Source organism: Mesorhizobium sp. B2-4-18 (assembly GCF_006441385.1).
In the GTDB taxonomy this organism is placed as follows: Bacteria; Pseudomonadota; Alphaproteobacteria; order Rhizobiales; family Rhizobiaceae; genus Mesorhizobium; species Mesorhizobium australicum.
The window spans coordinates 58280-76877 of sequence record NZ_VFUW01000018.1 but is presented as its reverse complement, the minus strand read 5'-3'; the positions used below and the strand labels follow the sequence as shown (position 1 = coordinate 76877).

Sequence of the window (18598 nt, the reverse complement as noted above, 5' to 3'; positions counted from 1 at the left end):
AGTTCGATGCTCATCGCAGTTTGATACGGGGGTCGATGAAGGGCGCGATGATGTCGGCCAGGAGATTGCCGAGCACGATGGCGAAGGCCGAGACCAGCGTGACGCCCATGATGATGGGGATGTCGACGCGCTGGATGGCTTGCCAGGCGAGCTGGCCGATGCCGGGCCAGCCGAACACGCTTTCGACCACGACGATGCCGCCCATGAAGATGCCGATGTCGATGCCGATCATGGCGACGACCGGCAGGATGGCGTTGGGCAGCGCATGGCGGAAGATGATGGCGCCCCGAGCCAGGCCCTTGGCACGCGCGGTGCGGACGTAATCCTGGCGCAGCACGTCGATCATCGACGAGCGCATCATGCGCGCATACCAGCCGGCGCCGAGGATGCCCATGGTGAGCGACGGCAGCACGAGATGGCGCCATGTGCCATAGCCGCCGATCGGGAACCAGCTCAGCCTGACCGCGAAGACATAGAGCAGCAGCAGGCCGACGACGAATTGCGGCGCCGAGACGCCGATGAAGGAGGCGACCATCAGGGTCTGGTCGGTGGCGGTGCCGCGCTTGACGGCGGCGATCAGGCCCATGGAGAGGCCGATCAGCAGCTCGCACAGGATGGCGCCGACCATCAGAAGCAGGCTCGCCGGCAGCCGCGAGACGATGAGTTCGGTGACTTCCGAGCGCTGGATGTAGGAGCGGCCAAGATCGCCGCTGACGAGCTTCGTCAGATAGTGCCAGTACTGGACGACGAAGGGCTGGTCGAGGCCGAGCTGCTGGCGGATGTTCTCGACCGTCTGCGGCGTGGCGCTGCGGCCGGCGATCTGGCGCACCGGATCGGCGGGCAGGAGATAGAGCAGCGCGAAGGTGATCAGCGAGACGCCGAGCAGGATGAGCAGCGACTGGATCAGCCGGCGGCCGAGATAGGCGATCATGCCCGGCCCCTTTGCGTCGGATCGAGAATGTCGCGCAGCGCGTCGCCGATCAGGTTGAAGGCCAGCGCCAGGGCCAGGATCGCGGCGCCGGGGAAGAACACCAGCCAGGGTGCCGCCTGGAAATAGGTCTGGTTCTCGAAGATGATATTGCCCCATGACGCCGTCGGCGGCTGCACGCCGATGCCGAGGAAGGAGAGCGTGGCCTCGAGCAGCACCGTGGTCGAGATGCCGAGCGTGCCCCAGACGATGATGGTCGGCAGGAGATGCGGCAGGATGTGGCGAAACAGGATGCGCGGCGCGCCGGCCCCGATGGTGCGTTCGGCATCGATGAACTCGCGTTCGGCGAGTGACGAGGTCTCGGTGTAGACGACGCGGGCGGTCTGCACCCAGTTGACCAGCGTGATGACCATGGCGACGATCCACAGGCTCGGCTGGAACACCGCCGCCAGGCAGATGGCGAGCAGCAGCGCCGGAAACGCCATCATCAAATCGGTGAAGCGCATCAGCGCGCCGCCGATCCAGCCGCGGAAATAGCCGGCGGTGACGCCGACCAGCGTGCCGATGAAGAGCGCCACGCCGTTGGCGACGATGCCGATGATCAGCGAGGTGCGCGCGCCGTAGAGAATGCGGGTCAACAGGTCACGCCCGAGCAGGTCGGTGCCCAGCCAGAATTTCGCGCTCGGCGGCAGAGGCGAGCCCTCGATGGTGAGACCGTCGAACATCTGTTCGTTGGGATCGTAGCCGGTCAGCCATGGCGCCAGGATCGCACCGGCAACGACAATGGCGACGATAACCAGGCCGAGCAGCGCCAGGCGGCGCTTGACCAGCCGGCGCCAGACACCGGCGCGCGGTCTGGCCGGCATGCGCCCTGCTGTGAGATCAGGCGCGATGGGGCTGGTCATCGCCGCTCTCATCTCCGATGTGGTCTTCCCCGGTCCTGGCTTCCCCGGTCTTGGCTTCCTCCATCATCGCCACGATCCGGCGCGCGGCGTCCTCGACGCTGATCTGCCAGCTCATTGCCAGCGAGCGCAGCTGTGCATAGGCGCGGTCGTCGTCGCCGCCTTTCGACAAAGCCGAGACAGCCCGCACGACGGTCTGGCGTTCGGCGACCCGCTGGCGCAATGCGGCAATTTCGCCGGCTAAATGTTTTCTCGCCTCGAAACTCTGGCGCGCAATCAGCAGCGCGCTGTAGACGCCGGCATTGCCGACCGGCTTCAGGAGCTGGGCGTCGGCCTTGTGCGACAGCGCCCATTCGATGCGGCCCGGCGCCTCGGAGCCGATCAGCGCCACCAGCGGCATTGGCGCCTCGCCCGGCTTCCAGGGGAATTGCTCGTCGAAGCCGAGATCGGCGTCGAAGAAGACGAAGTCGGCGGCCAGCGCCTCCGGTGCCAGTTCCGGCCAGCAACCCACGGTGACAAGGCCGATGGCCGACAACTGCCTGGTGATCGCTTGCACAGTCGGGTGCGGGCGATGCAGGACAAAGGCCCTGGCGCCGCCGAGATTGGGGATGCGCGGGGTTCTGGTCACGACACCACCCGCAAACGTGGCCGGCCGAATGTCTTTGCGGGGTCGTAGCGCGACAGATACGGATCCGGCGCGACCTCGTGCTGCCGGCTGACAACTTCGAAATAGCCGTCCGCGATCCGGCCGATGATGACAGGCAGCGTGGCGTGCTGGGAATGGGCGTCGATGGCGATCGGGCCGAGCCGCGTGGAGAAGCGCCGCTCGGCGAAGGCCTTGGAAAATTCCGCCGGGCCGGCGTCGGGATCGCGCGACAGCACGTCGGCCATTACCTGCACCGAGGCATAGGCGGAGGCTTCGAAGGACGATGCGAAGGCGGCCGGCCGCGGCGCGAAATACGGTCCGACCGACAGATGACCCTTGCCCGTTTCGCCGATCGCCGGCAGTTCGCCTTCGGTCAGGTTGCAGGAGATCACCGGGCAAGATTCAGGACTGAAAGCCGCATCCTCGCCCGCCAGATCGCGATAGGCCGCCAGGAAGGCATAGGACGAGGTGCCGATCAGGTTGTTGAGGATGAAGTTCGGCCGCGTCGCGCGGATCTCGGCGATCAGCCGCGACACGTCGGTCTCGCCGATGCGCAGATAGCGCTCGCCCAGCACCTTGCCGCCGGCATCGGCGATGAGGTCGCGCGCAACGCGGTTCATCTCCCAGCCCCAGATGTAGTTCGACCCGAGCAGGAAACCGTTGGCGCCGAAGCGCGGCACGACATGGGCCATAAGCGGCACCAGATGCTGATTGGGACAAGCGTGCATGTAGACGACATGCTCGTTGGCCTCGAAGCCCTCATAGGGGCAGGCATACCAGAGCATGCCGCCCGCCTTCTCCAGCACAGGGATGGTCTCCTTGCGGCTCCAGGAAGTGACGCAGCCGACGACATGGCGTGCACTGCTGGTCCTGAAGATGTCTTCGCACAGCGTCGCGTAACGGTCGGCATTGCTTTGCGGGTCGCGCTCGACCGGCACCAGTTCGATGCCTGAGCTCCTGTCGGCGTTGATGTCGGCGATGGCGCGCATGGCGCCCATCCGGCACGCGTCGGAGACGAGCTGATAGCTTCCCGAGCGGGAATAGAGGATGCCGATCTCGATGCGCCGTTTCAAACCGATCCCCAAAATGACAATGCCCCGCAGCCAGCGCCGCAAGGGCGAGGCATACGAGGCATATTTGCCGCCCGGCGATCAGAGCCGGTATTTTGCCCTAGCGTATTCGGTCCGGCGGGTCAGTCAAGCCCTCAACGCCATCCGCGTCAAACACCGAGTGTCCGGCCATCGCTGGTTCCCGCGAAATCCGCTGCCGCTATCTGGCCGCCGGCCTGTGTTGGCGGGCATAGGCCACGCAGGCATCCACGGTGCTGACACAAAGAGCGTCGCGCTTGTTCGGCAGGTTGTTGTCGCCGGCGTAGGCAACTTCGGCGACACGGCCGCCGACCATGCGAACCTGCGTGTCGCAGTAACCGCCGGGAGCGACATTGACGGAACCGCCGACCGTCGGGATCGCCCCCACGGCCAAGGCAGGAACGACGACGCTGAGATTGCCGCGCTGGACGACGCGCTTATAGGTCCAGATCTGCCCGGACTGGCCGACTTCCGCGGTGGCGGTCGGAAATCCCGCGCACATTCGGACGTCGGCTTCGCTGAGGCCGACCATCTCCTTGCGTGCCGCGGCCGCCGTTGGATCGACCTTGGCGATGCGCGACGTGTCGTCGGGAACGACGCAGGAGGACTGGATGACGACGAGGAGGCCAGAAAGGGCAAGCTTTCGAATGCAGGAAAATGTCATACCGATTATTGAGATCGCGTGGCGCCCGGCCGCCCTTTCTACCTAGGCAAGCCGACGGTCGGATCAACCCGCGCAGCTTCACGAAAAAGTGGCTGAGCAAGCCGCAAAGCTTTTTGACTTCGCCTGGATGAACCCGGCAGCCAACGAGGGCCGTCCATCATTTTCGGGCGACGTCCTCGAAGCTCAAATCGAACGCATGAGATATTGCGCAGCCGGCCGGCAGAGGCGGGCTCGTTGAAAACTTGACTGCCTTCCCGACATCTCCGGATGGCGGCGCGGCGCCGTCATGGTCGACCTGGCGGCGTCCTGTGCTCACATCCCTGAGTTTTTTGAGAGAATATTCCCGGCTTTGCCGAGAACGGCGAAACACGTTCTTTGATAAAATCAGTAGAATTTCTGACGATGTGAACAAGCCTCGGCAATCCGCCTTGCTGCCATGACTTCACAATCGCAGAGATCAATCATGTCCGATCCCAACAACACTTTGCCCTCTTCCCCACGGTCACCCCTCACCCGCCGCAGCGGCCTCGCTCTGCTGTTCGCGTCGGCCGTCGCGATCGGCAGCCTGATGGCGCCGCATGCGTCCTTGGCCGAGGACAAGAAGGCGATCAAGGTCGGCATCATCAGCGGCGAGGACGAGGATGTTTGGCGTGTCGTCGTCGCGCAAGCAGCCGAAAAGGGCCTCAGCATCGAGACCGTGGTGTTCAACGACTACACCCAGCCCAACGAGGCGCTGGAGCGCGGCGAGATCGACGCCAACGCCTTTCAGCACCAGCCCTATCTCGACAACCAGATCAAGACGCAGGGCTACCACATCGTGCGTGTCGGCTATACCGGCGTGTGGCCGATCGGCCTCTACTCCAAGAAGTACACCAAGGTTGCCGATCTGCCGGAGGGCGCGGTGATCGGCGTGCCGAACGACCCGTCCAACGAAGGCCGGGCGCTGCGCGTGCTGCAGAATGAGGGCGTGATCAAGCTCAGGGATGGCACCGGCATTCTCGCCACCACCGCCGACATCGCCGAAAATGCGAAAAAGGTCGAGATCAAGGAGTTGGATGCCGGCATCGTCGGCCGCTCGGTCGAGGATCTCGACGCCGCCGTGGTCAACACCGACTGGGCGCTGAAGAGCGGCCTGACGCCGGAGAACCGCATCGCTCAGGAGCCGATCGCGGACAATCCGTACCGCAACTTCATCGCGGTCAAGGTCGGCAATGAAAACGAGGCCTGGGTGAAGACGCTGGTCGCGTCCTACCAGAACGAGGCTGTGAAGGCCGAGTTCGACAAGGTCTATAAGGGCACCGGCCTCAGCGCCTATTGAGTTATGCGGGCACCGACGTGCCTTTGACAGCTTAAGCGGTCCGCGCGATGCGCGGGCCGCGATCGCGTTTCGGGACCTGCCCATGAACCAGCATTTTATCGCAACCACCGAGGCCGCGGATCAGGCCGCCACGCAGGACGTGGTGCGCCTTGTCGACCTGAAGCGCCGCTTCGGCCAGACGGCGGCGCTCGACGGCATTTCCTTGACGGTGCGCAAGGGCGAGGTTCTCGGCATCATCGGCCGCAGCGGTGCAGGCAAGTCCACCCTGATCCGCTGCCTGAACGGACTGGAGCGGCCTGACACCGGCGAGGTGTTCATCGAAGGTCGCGAGATCAGCCGACTTGGCGAGCGCGAGTTGCAGCCGCTGCGACGGCGCATCGGCATGATCTTCCAGCATTTCAACCTGCTGTCGGCCAAGACCGTCGAGGACAATGTGGCGTTGCCGCTCAAGATCGAGGGCCGGCCGAAGGCGGAGCGGCTGAAGCGGGCGGCGGAGCTGCTCGATCTCGTCGGCCTGTCGGAGAAGGCAAAAGCCTATCCGGCTTCGCTGTCCGGCGGCCAGAAACAGCGCGTCGGCATTGCCCGAGCGCTTGCCGCGCGGCCAGCGCTGCTTCTGTCGGACGAGGCGACCTCGGCACTCGACCCGGAGACGACGCGCTCCATTCTCGCCCTGCTGAAGGATATCAACCGCCAGCTTGGCCTGACCATCCTTTTGATCACCCACGAGATGGAGGTGATCCGCTCGATCGCCGACCGCGTGGCGGTGATCGACACCGGACGCATCGTCGAGGAAGGGCCGGTCTGGTCGGTGTTTGCCGATCCGCAATCGAACGTCACAAGACGCCTGCTCGGGACCATCCGGCCGCAACTTCCGCCGGAGCTGGCGGCGCGGCTGCTGCCGGGAGCTGGCACCGAAACGGTCCTGCGCGTCGCCGTGGCGGGCGAGGCGGCGCGCGAGCCGCTGCTGTCCGACCTTGCGGCCGCCGTGCCCGGTCCCTTCCGCCTCGTCCATGGTGGCATCGACCACATCCAGCGGCAGCCGGTCGGAACGCTGTTCCTTTCCGTCCCCGGCAGCGATGCGAGCCATCTCGCAGAAATCATCACATTCCTGAAATCCCGCCAGGCGCGGGTGGAGGTGCTTGGCCATGTCGCCGATCCTGTTTGAGCTTCTGTTGCGATCGATCTGGGAGACGGTGCTGATGACGGCCGCCTCCGGCCTGATCTCGCTGGTGTTCGGCCTGCCGCTCGGGCTGGCCTTGATTGCCACCGAACGCGGCGGCATCGCCGAAAGCCCGTGGGTGAACCGCGTGCTCGGCGCCGTGATCAACGGCTTCCGCTCGGTGCCGTTCATCATCCTTCTGGTGGTGCTGATCCCCCTGACGCGGCTGATCGTCGGCACGTCGATCGGCACATGGGCGGCCATCGTGCCGCTGTCGATCGCCGCCACACCCTACTATGCGCGGATCGCCGAAGTGTCATTGCGCGAGGTCGACCACGGACTGATCGAGGCGGCGCGCGCCATGGGCGGCAATCGCTGGACGATCATCCGCGAAGTGCTGGTGCCCGAGGCGCTCCCCGGCATCGTTGCCGGCTTCACCGTGACACTGGTGACGCTGGTCGGCGCCTCGGCGATGGCAGGCGCCATCGGTGCCGGCGGCCTCGGCGACCTTGCCATCCGTTACGGCTACCAAAGGTTTGAAACCTCGGTGATGATTGCTGTTGTCGTGGTGCTGATCATCCTGGTCTGCGGCATCCAGTGGGTGGGTGACCAGCTGGTGGCGAGGCTGGATCGGCGGGGATAGTGAGCCGGCTGAACATCCGGGTGGCCGTGACCTTCTCATCAAACGTCAGCGCCGCCCCTCACTGTCCTGCCGGACATCTCTCCCCGTGGAACGGGGAGAGAGGGGCTAGCCCTGGACGCCGGCATTCTCCAAGCAACGCTGATGATTGGCGAATTCGTCGATATGGAGCGCCCCTCTCCCCGTCACTATACGGGGAGAGGATGCCGGCAGGCAGGTGAGGGGCAGCGCCGATCGCTCGCCATCATCAGCAATTGCTATGACACTGTAGGCTGTTCCTATGGACTTCTTCCTTGACGAGCGAGCGGCGCTCGTCACCGTCAGTCCTTGCCTAACGCCATGGTCGAGTATCTTGGCCATGCGGGGCGACAGCTTCATGCCTTCGACAGCCCTGATTTTCTCGCCACGCGCGCTCGTCAGCACGAAATGACTAGCCTTCGCTGAACGACCGATTCTTGAACCAGGAGACTTCATCCGCGAGCCATATCATGGACCCCAAAGCGGAACCAAAATCATTTCCGCGCTAGCCCCTCAGCCTCGCCCCTTCCGGGTCGAAGAACGGCATCGGCACCACCACCGCGCGGGTCGGTTTGCCGTCAATATCGATGCTAAGTTCCGTGCCTATGGCCGTGAAGGGCAATCGCAAATGCGCTGTCGCCAGCACCTTGCCCAGGGAATAGCCGTGGTCGCTGTAGGTGACCACGCCGGCGTCCTCGCCGTCGGCCATCACCCGTGCATCCGTCGCGGACGGCTTGTCGCCGTCGAGGATCAGCCCGGTCCAGCGCTCGTCGAGGCTCTCGTCGCGCACCTTGAGCAACGCGTCCCGGCCGATGAAATCGCCCTTATCGAACTTGATCCAGCGGTCGAGGCCGACATGGAACGGCGTGCGCGTCTCGTCCATGTCGATGCCGTGCGCCGGATAGGCCTTTTCCAGGCCGAGCGTGAACATGGCCAGCACGCCATAGGGTTTCAAGCCGAAAGCTTGGCCAGTGCGCATCAGCGCGTCCCAAACCGAGGTCGCCTCGTCGGCCGGCACGAACAGCTCGAAGCCGAGTTCGCCGGTCACGCCTGTACGGGAGATCAGGACCCGCGTTCCGTTGATATGGCCTGATGTGAAGGCCCAGCGCTTCAATCCGTCGAGATCAGCGTCCGAAATCATCGCCTTCAAGAGATCGCGCGAGCGTGGGCCCTGGATGGTCGGGAAGGCGACGGCGGCCGTGATGTCGGTGACATAGGCCCTGCGCCCTTGCGCATGATGCTGGAGCCAGGGCAGCATCTTGAGGCGGTTGACCGAACCGGTGACCAGCATGAAATGCTCCGCGCCCAGCCGGAACACGGTGAGGTCGTCCATGATGCCGCCGTCCTCCCGACAGACGGTGGAATAGCGTACTTGGCCCGGCTTCATCGCCGCGGCGTCATTGACAATGACATGGTTGACCAGCGCCTCGGCGTCGGCACCCTTGATGTCCATCTTGCCCATGGTGCTGAGGTCCTGCACGCCGGCATTTTTACGCGTATTCAAATGTTCGTCGGCGATGCCGGAGTAATATTTGGCCGAGATGAAATCGCCGCCGACCCGACCCATGGCCGCACCCAGCCCGACGATGCTGCTGTAGAAAGGGGAGCGCCGCTCAGCCACGAAAATCTCCATCATTCATAAAAAATCGGCAGCGCCGGGTGGCGCCGCCGAGCTCGATTGGTACCGGGATCAACTCCCGTAGACGTCGAATGAAAAATACTTGTCGTTGATTTCCTTGTACTTTCCGTTGGCGCGCAGCGCGTCGATTGCCGCGTTGAACTTGTCGGCCAGTTCCTTGTTGCCCTTCTGCAGCGCAATGCCGACCCCCGGGCCGTGAATGGCCGGATCGGCCGTCAGCGTGCCGAGCAGCTTGCAGCAGGCGCCGTCGGGCTTCTTCAGCCATTCGGTGAGGATGATCGAGCCGTCCATCATCGCGTCGAGGCGGCCATTGGCCATGTCGGTGCGGGCGTCGTCGCCGGTCGGGTAGGCCTTGACGGTCGAGCCCGAATATTTCTGCTCGGCGAAATTCTGGTGGATGGTGGCGCTCTGCACGCCCAGCACCTTGCCTTTCAGATCGTCGGGCGAGGTGCCCGCGATGGTCGAGTCCTTCGGCACCGCGATGGCCGGCGGCGTCTGGTAGTATTTGTGGGTGAACTCGACCTTTTCAGCCCGCTCGGGCGTGATGGTGATGTTGATGATGGCGTCGAACTTGCCGGCCTGAAGCGCGGGAATGGAGCCGTCGAAATCCTGTACGGTGAACTCGCATTCGACCTTCATCTGCGCGCACAGCGCCTTGCCTAGATCGATGTCGAAACCGCCCAGCGTGCCGTCGGCATTGGCGTGGTTGAAGGGCGGGTAGGCACCCTCGGTACCAAGCCTCAGCTTTTTCTCCTGGGCGGAAGCAGCACCGGTTGCGAGCGCAAAAGCTACGGAAGCGGCAAGCACGAAACGACCGAAAAGACGCATGGTCCAGATCTCCATTGACCGGCGAAGTCTACGGGCTTTCATGCTCCCGGCGGAGACGGAAACGACATGTGCCGCGGCGATCACGGCGCGGGGCAGTCCGCGTCCGGTCAGGTTCCTTGTGCGTCGGCCCCGAACAGATCCCTGGCTTGCTCCGTTGTATAATAACCAAGCTGGACGTCCCGTGCGACCAGTTCCGGATCGCGCTCACGCGGATCGCCATAGCCGCCGCCACCCGGCGTGCCGACGCGTACGCGGTCGCCGGCCTTCAGTGGGATGTCCTGCTCCTTGGAGAGGTGCGGCGGCACATGCTCCTCGCCGTTGCGGAACACGGTCACGCTGTTGGGCTCGCCATCCCGACCGCCAAGGGCGCCCTGCGGACCGAAACGGCCATGGTCCATGACAAAGGAGGCGCGCGCCTCGCCACGCAGGATCTCGACCTCATAGGCGAGGCCAAAACCACCACGATGCTTGCCGGCGCCGCCCGAGCCTTCGCGCAAGGCATAGTGGCGATAGAGCACCGGAAAGGCCTGCTCCATGATCTCGACCGGGGGCGACTTCGAAATGCCGATGGTCGAGCAGCCATTGGTCAGCCCGTCATGCCCCGAATTGCCGCCATAGCCGCCACCGGATATCTGGTACATGACGTAGTCGCGGCCGCGCGCCGGATCATTGCCGCCGAGCGCGAAATTGCCGCTGGAGCCGGCTGGGGCCGCCGTCACCTTGTCGGGCAGCGCCTGCACCATCGCCGCGAACACCGCCTCGGCGATGCGCTGCGACACTTCGGCCGCGCAGCCAGACACGGGGCGGGGATATTTGGCGTCGAGGAAAGTGCCTTCCGGCCGCTTGACCTCGAGCGGCTCGAAGGCGCCGGCGCTGATCGGCACGTCCGGAAAGATGTGGCGCATGGCGAGATAGACCGAGGACAGGGTCGTCGCCAGCACACTGTTCATTGGTCCCGCACAAGGCTTTGACGAACCTGAAAAATCGAAGGTCAGCGTGTCGCCCTTCTTGTCGACTGCGAGCGCTATGGTCAGCGGTTCGTTGACCACCCCGTCGGAATCGACAAAAGCCTTGGAGCGGTAGGTGCCATCGGGAATGGCCGCTATATTGGCGCGCATCTGCTCGGCGGCGCGGCGGCGTAGCTCGGCGATCGCCTCGACGACGGTTTCGTCTCCGTAACGATCCAGGATGCCTTTGAGCCTGTCCTGGCCGATCAACAGCGCGGCGGCCTGCGCCCGGATGTCGCCGATGCGCTGGTCGGCGACCCTGATGTTGGAGCAGATGATGGCGTAGATTTCAGGGTCGAGCACGCCCTTCTTGAACAGTTTTACCGGCGGCAGCCGCAGACCCTCCTGCTCGACAGCGGTCGCGGATGCGGAGAAGCCGCCGGGCACGGAGCCGCCAATGTCGGGCCAATGGCCGGTGTTCGACAGCCAGCAGAAGATCTTTCCGCCGCGGTAGACCGGCATGGCGAAGCGCACATCCATCAGATGCGTGCCGCCGAGATAGGGATCGTTGACGATGTAAATGTCGCCCGGCTCCGGGGCCAGGCAGCGGCCGTCGGCGATCATCTCGATCACCGTCCTGGTCGAATATTGCATGACGCCGACAAACACCGGCAGGCCCTGACTGCCCTGCGCGACCAGCGAACCGTCGATGGCGGAATAGATGCCGTCCGAGCGGTCATTGGCCTCGGCGATCACGGGCGAGAAGGCGGCGCGGGAAAAGGTCAGGTCCATCTCGTCGCAGACCTGCTGCAAAGCGGCCTGGAGCACCGAAAGCGTGATGGCGTCGAGCTTTGCGCTATCCACTGACATGTCAGGCCTCGCCAATGTCGATGATGATGTTGCCGTCGGCATCCGAGCGCGCGCAGTCGCCGGGTTCGAGCACGGTGGTCGCATCCATCTGTTCGAGGATCGCCGGCCCTTCGATGACCGCATCGAGTGGCAGCTTTTCCCTGCTGTAAACCGACGTGTCGTGCCAGCGCCCGGCGTACCAGACCGGTCGGATCTCGCGCCGCGCCCCGTCGAGCGTCCTTGCCCGCCCGGCCGGGTCGATCAGCCGCGACAGGTCGATCGCCGGTCGCACGCCGGTGACCGAGGTGTTGAGGTTGACGAGGTTGGCGCGGATTTCCGGCAGCTCCACCTTGAAGCGGGCGAAATAGGCTTTCTCGAACAACGCCTGCAATTGGCTCCGGGTCACCGACGCGGACGGCAGCGGCACGTTGATGATGTGGGTCTGGCCGACGAACTGCATGTCGGCGGAGTGGGTGACGCGGATCGTTTCCGGCTTCACCGCTTCCTTGGCGATCAGCTCCTCGCCTTCGTTCCGGTGCCGTTCCAGTACTTGGTGGAGCTGGCTTTCGTCCAGCACGGCCACGGGCTGGTTGATGGTGTTGACGAAGTCATGGCGCAGATCGGCGACGACGCACCCGAGCGCGTTGGTGATGCCGGGCCGCGCCGGCACCAGCACTTTGGGCAAGCCGAGTTCGCGGGCGAGCGCCGTCGCGTGCAGCGGTCCGGCTCCGCCGAAGGCGAACAGCGCGAAATCGCGGGGATCATGGCCGCGCGACACCGACACCATGCGGATGGCGCCGGCCATCTTCATGTTGCCGAGCCTGAGGACAGCGCCCGCCGCCTCGACACCCGACAGGCCGGTTGCCTTGCCGATCCTGTCCTCGAAAATCCTGGTGACGCGCTCCGATGTGACCGGGTTTTCGACGGCGAGCAGCTTCTTCGGCGCCAGCCGGCCGAGCACCAGGTTGGCGTCGGTGATCGTCGGCTCGGTGCCGCCGCGCCCATAGCAGATCGGGCCGGGATTGGCGCCGGCACTTTCCGGGCCGATCTGGATCAGGCCGGCCGCATCGACGCGGGCGATCGAGCCGCCGCCGGCGCCCACCGTGTGCACCGCCACCATCGGCACATGGATGGGCATGGCATATTCGATCTCGATCTCGTTCGAGACAGCCGGTTCGGCGTTGCGGATCAGCGCCACGTCGGTCGAGGTGCCGCCCATGTCGTAGGTGACAAGGTTTTCGAAGCCTGCGCGCTTGCCGGTATAGGCGGCGGCGATGACGCCGGAAGCCGGGCCCGACATGACCGTCTTGGCCGATTCACGTGTGACGAAGCGGGCCGAGATCATGCCGCCATTGCCGTTCATGATCAGGAAGTCGCGGGCATAGCCCTTGTCGGCCAATTCCTTGCGCAGCCGCTCGACGTAGCGCTCCAGGATCGGCTGCACCGAGGCGTTGACCGAGGCCGTCACCCCGCGCTCGAATTCGCGCGCCTCCGACAGCAGCGCATGGCCTGACGTGATGTAGCCGTTCGGCCAGGCTTCGGCGGCGATCTCGGCGGCGCGCCGCTCATGCGCAGGGTTGGCATAGGAGTGGAGGAAATGGATGACGAGGGATTCGCAGCCGGCCGCGATGAGCGCCTGTACCGCCTCGCGCATCTCGGCTTCATCGAGCGGCGTGCGCACCGCACCTGATGCCTCGACGCGCTCCGACACTTCGAGGCGCAGGTTGCGCGGAATGATTGGGACGAAGGTTCCGGTCATGCCATAGGGTTGCGGCCGCGTTCGCCGGCCGAGTTCGATCACGTCGCGAAAGCCGCGCGTGGTGATCATGCCGGTCTTGGCCAGCCGGCGCTCCAGCACCGCATTGGTGGTGGTGGTCGTGCCATGCACGATGAGGTCGATTCCCTCGATCGGAAAGCCGGTGGCGCCAAGCGCCGAAACCACGCCAAAGGCCTGGTTGTCGACAGTGGTCGGGGTCTTGGCAAGATACACCTTGCCACCGTCCTTGCCATCGATCAGGAGCAGGTCGGTGAAGGTTCCGCCGACATCGATGCCGGCGACGACGCTGCCCAGGGAATCCGGCGGCTGCACCGAAAAATTCTCTTTCATTGTCGAAACCCGAAATGCTGGGACTACGGATATGCCGCAGTTTGGAAAGGTGTTTTACGGCGGCATCTTGACGCAAATATCGTTTGTATACTAATAAATTCCGAACACAAGAGCTTACCGCTTCGGTGGCGTGCATGGCATGCCGGAACCTGAATGGTTCGGGCGCGCACGGGAAGGTTTGGCGCCCGCGTCTCTCATTGGGCGAGAAGGTTGGAATCGATGAACACCACGCCCGCGTTCAACACCGCTGAAGCCCGTCCGCTACAGTTTCCGATTCCGGCCAACGTCTATGCCGAGACCGTCGTCTCGGTGAAACACTATACCGACCGGCTGTTCTCGTTCCGCATCACCCGGCCGCAGTCGCTGCGCTTCCGCTCGGGCGAATTCGTCATGATCGGCCTGCCCAATGCCGAGAAGCCGGTATATCGCGCCTACTCCGTCGCCAGCCCGGCCTGGGACGAAGAGCTGGAATTCTTCTCGATCAAGGTGCCGGACGGCCCGCTGACCTCGGAACTGCAGAAGATCCAGGTCGGCGACACGGTCATCATGCGCCAGAAGTCGACCGGCACGCTGGTTGTCGACGCGCTGACCCCGGCCAAGCGCCTGTTCATGATCTCGACCGGCACCGGCATCGCGCCCTTTGCAAGCCTGCTGCGCGACCCCGACACCTACGAGAAATTCGACCAGCTGATCCTGACCCACACCTGCCGCGACAATGCCGAGCTGATCTACGGCCAGGAGCTGGTGGCGGCGCTCGAAAGCGACCCGCTGATCGGCGAGCTGACCACTGGGCGCGTCACGCTCTACAATTCGACGACCCGCGAAGTGTCGGCACGCATGGGCCGCATCACCGCGCTGATCGGCTCCGGCAAGTTCTACCGCGACCTCGGCATCGAAAAGCTCAATCCCGAAACCGACCGCATCATGATCTGCGGCTCGATGCACATGCTGAAGGACGTCAAGGAGCTGGCCGAAAGCCTCGGCTTCCAGGAAGGTTCGCTCAGCCATCCCTCGAGCTTCGTCGTCGAACGCGCCTTCGTCGGCTGAGGCCAGCGCGGCTCCCAGAAAGCTGGTTTTGACCTTCCGGTCAAAAACCAGCTGCTTTCGCGGCCTTTTTCAGCTATCCCTCGCTTGAGGACTCGTGAAGCGCGACTTCGCGGGCTATCGTCGTGCGTGTCGCCCAAAAGTGTCTAGGTTTTGGGAGAACGATGCGCACCAAGAGCGCACGCCGCTGAAGGAAAGGGCAGGAGATGAGCAGCACTATCCGCGAAGCCGATCTTGGCACCAAGGTGACGCCGCTGCCCGCGCGCGCCGCCGCCAACACGCCGGTGCCGCTGGACCATCACATCGCGCGCAATCCCGGCCTGAAACTCGACCTCGGTTTTCTCGAATCGGTACGCAGCGTCAACCGCTCCGCGCTGGAACGCCGCGTCGCCAGCCTGACCAAGCGGCGCTCGATCAAGGCCGACAACCAGGCAGCCTGGCTGCTGCGGGCGATCGCCTGCATGGACCTGACGACGCTCAACTCCAACGACACCGAGGAGCGCGTGCGCCGGCTCTGCGCCAAGGCGATCAACCCGCTGCGCCGCGACATCATGGAAGGCCTCGGCATTGCGGGCGAGATCATCCGGCCCGCCGCCGTCTGCGTCTACCATCCCTTCGTCGCCACGGCCGTGGACGCGGTGCGCGGCACCGGCATCCATGTCGCCGCGGTCTCCACCGCCTTCCCGCATGGGCTGGCGCCGCTGTCGACCCGGTTGCAGGAGATCGAGGCCTCGGTGAAGGACGGCGCCGACGAGATCGATGTCGTCATCCCGCGCGGCCTGGTGTTCGGCGCCAAGTGGCGCGAGCTTTATAATGAAATCGTCTCGATGCGGGCCGCCTGCGGCGACGCGCATCTCAAGGTCATTTTGGGCACCGGCGACCTCGCAACGCTGCGCAATGTCATGCTGGCCTCGATGGTGGCGATGATGGCGGGCGCCGATTTCATCAAGACGTCGACCGGCAAGGAAAGCGTCAATGCCACACTGCCTGTCGGCCTCGCCATGGTGCGCGCCATCAGGGCCTATTTCGAGGAGACAGGCTATCTCATCGGCTTCAAGCCGGCCGGCGGCATTTCGACCGCGAAAGTCTCGCTCGACTGGCTGGTGCTGATGAAGGAAGAACTCGGCCGTCCATGGCTGGAGCCGGAGCTGTTCCGCTTTGGCGCATCGAGCCTGCTGACCGATATCGAACGTCAGCTCGAGCATCATCTGACCGGGCATTATTCGGCCAATCACCGCCACGCGATGGCTTGAGCACCCCCACCCCGATCGGCTTTGCCGATCGACCCTCCCCACAAGTGGGAGGGTGAAGGAGGAACCTGATGAACATCCTTGAACGCTATCACGCCATGGAATACGGCCCGGCGCCGGAGGCTCGCAACGAGGCCGATGCCTGGCTGGCCGGGCGCGATTTCTCCAAAGCCTTGTTCATCGGTGGCGACTGGAAAGCGGCCGGCGGCGGCAAGACCTTCGACACCAGCGAGCCGTCTTCCGGCAAGCTGTTGGCCAAGGTGTCCGATGCCAATGCCGCCGACATCGACGCGGCGGTTGCGGCCGCCGCAAAGGCGCTGCCGAAATGGAGCGCCAGTTCCGGATACCAGCGCGCGAAAGTGCTCTACGCCATCGGCCGCGCCATGCAGCGCCACCAGCGGCTGTTCGCGGTGCTTGAGACGATCGACAACGGCAAGCCGATCCGCGAAAGCCGCGACATCGACGTGCCGCTGGCGATCCGCCATTTCATTCACCACGCCGGCTGGGCGCAGGCGCTGGACAGGGATTTTCCCGGCCAAAAGGGTGTCGGCGTCGTCGGCCAGATCATCCCGTGGAATTTTCCGATGCTGATGCTGGCCTGGAAGATCGCGCCAGCGCTTGCGGCGGGCTGTACCGTGGTGCTGAAGCCGGCCGAGTTCACGCCGCTCACCGCCATTCTGTTCGCCGAGATCTGCGAGCGCGCCGGCGTGCCGAAAGGCGTCGTCAACATCGTGCAGGGCGGTCCGGAAGCGGGCGCGGCGATCGTCAACCACCCCGGCATCCAGAAAATCGCCTTCACCGGCTCCTCGGAAGTCGGCAAGATCATCCGCAAGGCCACGGCGGGCTCAGGGAAAAAGCTGTCGCTGGAACTTGGCGGCAAGTCGGCCTTCATCGTCTTCGAGGACGCCGATCTCGACAGCGCTGTCGAGGGCCTGGTCGACGGCATCTGGTTCAACCAGGGCCAGGTCTGCTGCGCCGGTTCGCGCCTGCTGGTGCAGGAAGGCATCGCCGATGCCTTGATCGCCAAGGTCAAGACACGGATGAGCCGGCTGCGTGTCGGCAGCCCGCTCGACAAGAACACCGATATCGGTCCGCTGGTCGACCTGACCCAGCTCGACCGGGTCAAGGGACTGATCGCCGAAGGTGCCCGCCAGGGCGCCGTCTGCTGGCAGCCGGATGCAACGCTGCCGTCTTCCGGCTACTATCACCTGCCGACGCTCGCCACCGGTGTTTCGCCGGCTAATATTCTGGCGCAGGAAGAGGTGTTCGGGCCAGTGCTCGCCACCATGACCTTCCGCAACACCGAGGAAGCGATCGAACTCGCCAACAACACGCGCTATGGCCTCGCAGCCTCGGTGTGGAGCGAGAACGTCAACCTGGCGCTCCATGTCGCGCCGCAACTGAAGGCTGGCGTGGTCTGGGTCAACGGCACCAACATGTTCGACGCCGCCTGCGGCTTCGGCGGCTATCGCGAGAGCGGTTTCGGGCGCGAGGGCGGGCGCGAGGGCATGTTCGAATATCTGGCGGCGAAACTGCCGCTCGGCCCGGTCATCAAGCAGGCGACATCGTCGGCGCAGCCCGTGGAACAGGCGGACGGCGTCGCTATCGACCGCACCGCGAAGCTGTTCATCGGCGGCAAGCAGGTGCGGCCGGACGGCAATTACTCGCTTGCCGTCGCCACCGCCAAGGGCAAGCTCGCCGGCGAAGTCGGGCTCGGCAGCCGCAAGGATATCCGCGATGCGGTTTCGGCTGCCCGCGCCTGCAAAAGCTGGCCGGAGGCGACCGCTTATAATAGGTCGCAGGTGCTTTATTACTTGGCCGAGAACCTTTCCGGGCGCGCGGAAGAATTTGCCGCCCGGCTCACCGAACTGACCGGAGCCAACGCCAAGGCCGCACGGGACGAGGTGGAGCTCTCGATCGAGCGGCTGTTCCTCTATGCCGGCCTCGCCGACAAGTTCGAGGGGCGCGTGCACCAGCCGCCGGCGCGTGCCGTGACGCTGGCGCTGCATGAGCCGGTCGGCGTCGTCGGCATCGTCGCGCCGGACAATCAGCCCCTGCTCGGCTTCATCTCGCTGGTCGCGCCGGCGCTGGCCATGGGCAACACGGTGGTCGCCGTGCCTTCGGAACGGTATCCGTTGCTGGCCACCGATCTCTATCAGGTCATCGAATATTCCGATGTGCCGGCCGGCGCCATCAACATCGTCACCGGACGCACCGCGGAGCTTGCCGGCGTGCTGGCCAAGCACGACGACGTCGACGGGCTCTGGCTGTTCGCCGACGCGGATACCTGCGCCAAGGCGGAAGCCGAGTCCATCGGCAACCTCAAACGCGTCTGGAGCGGCAACGGCCGCAGCCTCGACTGGGCCTCGGAAGAAGCCGCCAGCGACGTTTTTCTGCGCCGTGCCATCGAGGTGAAGAATGTCTGGGTGCCTTACGGCGACTAGAGCATGATGCCGAAAAGTGTGAAGCGGTTTTCGGACGACATCATGCTCTATCTCTTTGATTTAGAGACGGATCCAGATTTCAGGTCGACTCGACCTGAAATCATCCGGCTCTAGGGCATGTCACCAC

Annotated in this window: 15 protein-coding genes; 6 read left to right on the top strand and 9 right to left on the bottom strand. The window is 64.6% G+C overall.

What is annotated here, in order from left to right:
• Window positions 1-10: 10 nt before the first annotated feature.
• From FJ527_RS28655 to FJ527_RS28635, 5 genes are all read right to left on the bottom strand, one after another.
• Window positions 11-931 (bottom strand): ABC transporter permease, encoded by a 921-nt coding sequence (locus tag FJ527_RS28655; RefSeq protein WP_015314628.1) that lies wholly within the window; start codon window positions 929-931, stop codon window positions 11-13.
• Complete coding sequence (locus FJ527_RS28650) at window positions 928-1833, bottom strand: ABC transporter permease (RefSeq protein ID WP_140824643.1); 906 nt, start codon at window positions 1831-1833, stop codon at window positions 928-930. Before FJ527_RS28650 ends, FJ527_RS28655 begins: the two co-directional genes overlap by 4 nt.
• Window positions 1811-2458: an ANTAR domain-containing protein gene (locus tag FJ527_RS28645; RefSeq protein WP_140711899.1), complete on the bottom strand. Its 648-nt coding sequence runs from the start codon at window positions 2456-2458 to the stop codon at window positions 1811-1813. The genes FJ527_RS28650 and FJ527_RS28645 overlap by 23 nt, the downstream gene beginning before the upstream one ends.
• The gene (locus FJ527_RS28640; protein WP_015314631.1) at window positions 2455-3549 is read right to left on the bottom strand and encodes a transporter substrate-binding protein; all 1095 of its coding nucleotides are present in this window, start codon (window positions 3547-3549) and stop codon (window positions 2455-2457) included. The genes FJ527_RS28645 and FJ527_RS28640 overlap by 4 nt, the downstream gene beginning before the upstream one ends.
• Before the next feature lie 196 nt (window positions 3550-3745).
• On the bottom strand, window positions 3746-4228 hold the full coding sequence (locus FJ527_RS28635; protein ID WP_140711901.1) for a hypothetical protein: 483 nt from the start codon (window positions 4226-4228) through the stop codon (window positions 3746-3748).
• A gap of 463 nt (window positions 4229-4691) precedes the next feature.
• On the opposite strand from FJ527_RS28635, the gene FJ527_RS28630 reads away from it, so the two are divergent.
• The 3 genes from FJ527_RS28630 (at window position 4692) to FJ527_RS28620 (ending at window position 7348) form a co-directional block, all read left to right on the top strand.
• Complete coding sequence (locus FJ527_RS28630) at window positions 4692-5546, top strand: MetQ/NlpA family lipoprotein (protein WP_140711903.1); 855 nt, start codon at window positions 4692-4694, stop codon at window positions 5544-5546.
• 82 nt (window positions 5547-5628) lie between these two features.
• The gene (locus tag FJ527_RS28625; RefSeq protein ID WP_140824642.1) at window positions 5629-6711 is read left to right on the top strand and encodes a methionine ABC transporter ATP-binding protein; all 1083 of its coding nucleotides are present in this window, start codon (window positions 5629-5631) and stop codon (window positions 6709-6711) included.
• The gene (locus tag FJ527_RS28620) at window positions 6692-7348 is read left to right on the top strand and encodes a methionine ABC transporter permease (protein ID WP_140824641.1); all 657 of its coding nucleotides are present in this window, start codon (window positions 6692-6694) and stop codon (window positions 7346-7348) included. Before FJ527_RS28625 ends, FJ527_RS28620 begins: the two co-directional genes overlap by 20 nt.
• Before the next feature lie 520 nt (window positions 7349-7868).
• Here the strand turns inward: FJ527_RS28620 and FJ527_RS28610 are convergent.
• The 4 genes from FJ527_RS28610 to FJ527_RS28595 form a co-directional block, all read right to left on the bottom strand.
• Complete coding sequence (locus tag FJ527_RS28610; protein WP_140824640.1) at window positions 7869-8999, bottom strand: aminomethyltransferase family protein; 1131 nt, start codon at window positions 8997-8999, stop codon at window positions 7869-7871.
• 54 nt (window positions 9000-9053) lie between these two features.
• On the bottom strand, window positions 9054-9830 hold the full coding sequence (locus FJ527_RS28605; protein ID WP_140660265.1) for an ABC transporter substrate-binding protein: 777 nt from the start codon (window positions 9828-9830) through the stop codon (window positions 9054-9056).
• 107 nt (window positions 9831-9937) lie between these two features.
• Complete coding sequence (locus FJ527_RS28600) at window positions 9938-11647, bottom strand: hydantoinase B/oxoprolinase family protein (protein ID WP_140824639.1); 1710 nt, start codon at window positions 11645-11647, stop codon at window positions 9938-9940.
• A gap of 1 nt (window position 11648) precedes the next feature.
• The gene (locus FJ527_RS28595; RefSeq protein WP_140824638.1) at window positions 11649-13733 is read right to left on the bottom strand and encodes a hydantoinase/oxoprolinase family protein; all 2085 of its coding nucleotides are present in this window, start codon (window positions 13731-13733) and stop codon (window positions 11649-11651) included.
• A gap of 219 nt (window positions 13734-13952) precedes the next feature.
• Between FJ527_RS28595 and FJ527_RS28590 the strand changes: the two genes are divergently transcribed.
• The 3 genes from FJ527_RS28590 to FJ527_RS28580 all read left to right on the top strand — a co-directional run bounded on the left by FJ527_RS28590 (window position 13953) and on the right by FJ527_RS28580 (window position 18471).
• Entirely contained in the window at window positions 13953-14780 is an 828-nt protein-coding gene (locus FJ527_RS28590; RefSeq protein WP_140619757.1) for a ferredoxin--NADP reductase, read from the top strand.
• A gap of 203 nt (window positions 14781-14983) precedes the next feature.
• On the top strand, window positions 14984-16030 hold the full coding sequence (gene deoC, locus FJ527_RS28585; RefSeq protein ID WP_140824637.1) for a deoxyribose-phosphate aldolase: 1047 nt from the start codon (window positions 14984-14986) through the stop codon (window positions 16028-16030).
• Window positions 16031-16098: 68 nt separating this feature from the next.
• Window positions 16099-18471, top strand: a complete 2373-nt coding sequence (locus FJ527_RS28580; protein ID WP_140824636.1) for an aldehyde dehydrogenase family protein — start codon at window positions 16099-16101, stop codon at window positions 18469-18471.
• Window positions 18472-18598: the final 127 nt, after the last annotated feature.

Excerpts from the sequence above, each read along its gene's own strand:
- FJ527_RS28655 (WP_015314628.1), bottom strand. The coding sequence starts at position 931 with ATGATCGCCTATCTCGGCCGCCGGCTGATCCAGTCGCTGCTCATCCTG.
- FJ527_RS28650 (WP_140824643.1), bottom strand. The coding sequence starts at position 1,833 with ATGACCAGCCCCATCGCGCCTGATCTCACAGCAGGGCGCATGCCGGCC.
- FJ527_RS28635 (WP_140711901.1), bottom strand. The coding sequence starts at position 4,228 with ATGACATTTTCCTGCATTCGAAAGCTTGCCCTTTCTGGCCTCCTCGTC.
- FJ527_RS28630 (WP_140711903.1), top strand. The coding sequence starts at position 4,692 with ATGTCCGATCCCAACAACACTTTGCCCTCTTCCCCACGGTCACCCCTC.
- FJ527_RS28625 (WP_140824642.1), top strand. The coding sequence starts at position 5,629 with ATGAACCAGCATTTTATCGCAACCACCGAGGCCGCGGATCAGGCCGCC.
- FJ527_RS28620 (WP_140824641.1), top strand. The coding sequence starts at position 6,692 with ATGTCGCCGATCCTGTTTGAGCTTCTGTTGCGATCGATCTGGGAGACG.
- FJ527_RS28610 (WP_140824640.1), bottom strand. The coding sequence starts at position 8,999 with ATGATGGAGATTTTCGTGGCTGAGCGGCGCTCCCCTTTCTACAGCAGC.
- FJ527_RS28605 (WP_140660265.1), bottom strand. The coding sequence starts at position 9,830 with ATGCGTCTTTTCGGTCGTTTCGTGCTTGCCGCTTCCGTAGCTTTTGCG.
- FJ527_RS28600 (WP_140824639.1), bottom strand. The coding sequence starts at position 11,647 with ATGTCAGTGGATAGCGCAAAGCTCGACGCCATCACGCTTTCGGTGCTC.
- FJ527_RS28595 (WP_140824638.1), bottom strand. The coding sequence starts at position 13,733 with ATGAAAGAGAATTTTTCGGTGCAGCCGCCGGATTCCCTGGGCAGCGTC.
- FJ527_RS28590 (WP_140619757.1), top strand. The coding sequence starts at position 13,953 with ATGAACACCACGCCCGCGTTCAACACCGCTGAAGCCCGTCCGCTACAG.
- deoC (WP_140824637.1), top strand. The coding sequence starts at position 14,984 with ATGAGCAGCACTATCCGCGAAGCCGATCTTGGCACCAAGGTGACGCCG.
- FJ527_RS28580 (WP_140824636.1), top strand. The coding sequence starts at position 16,099 with ATGAACATCCTTGAACGCTATCACGCCATGGAATACGGCCCGGCGCCG.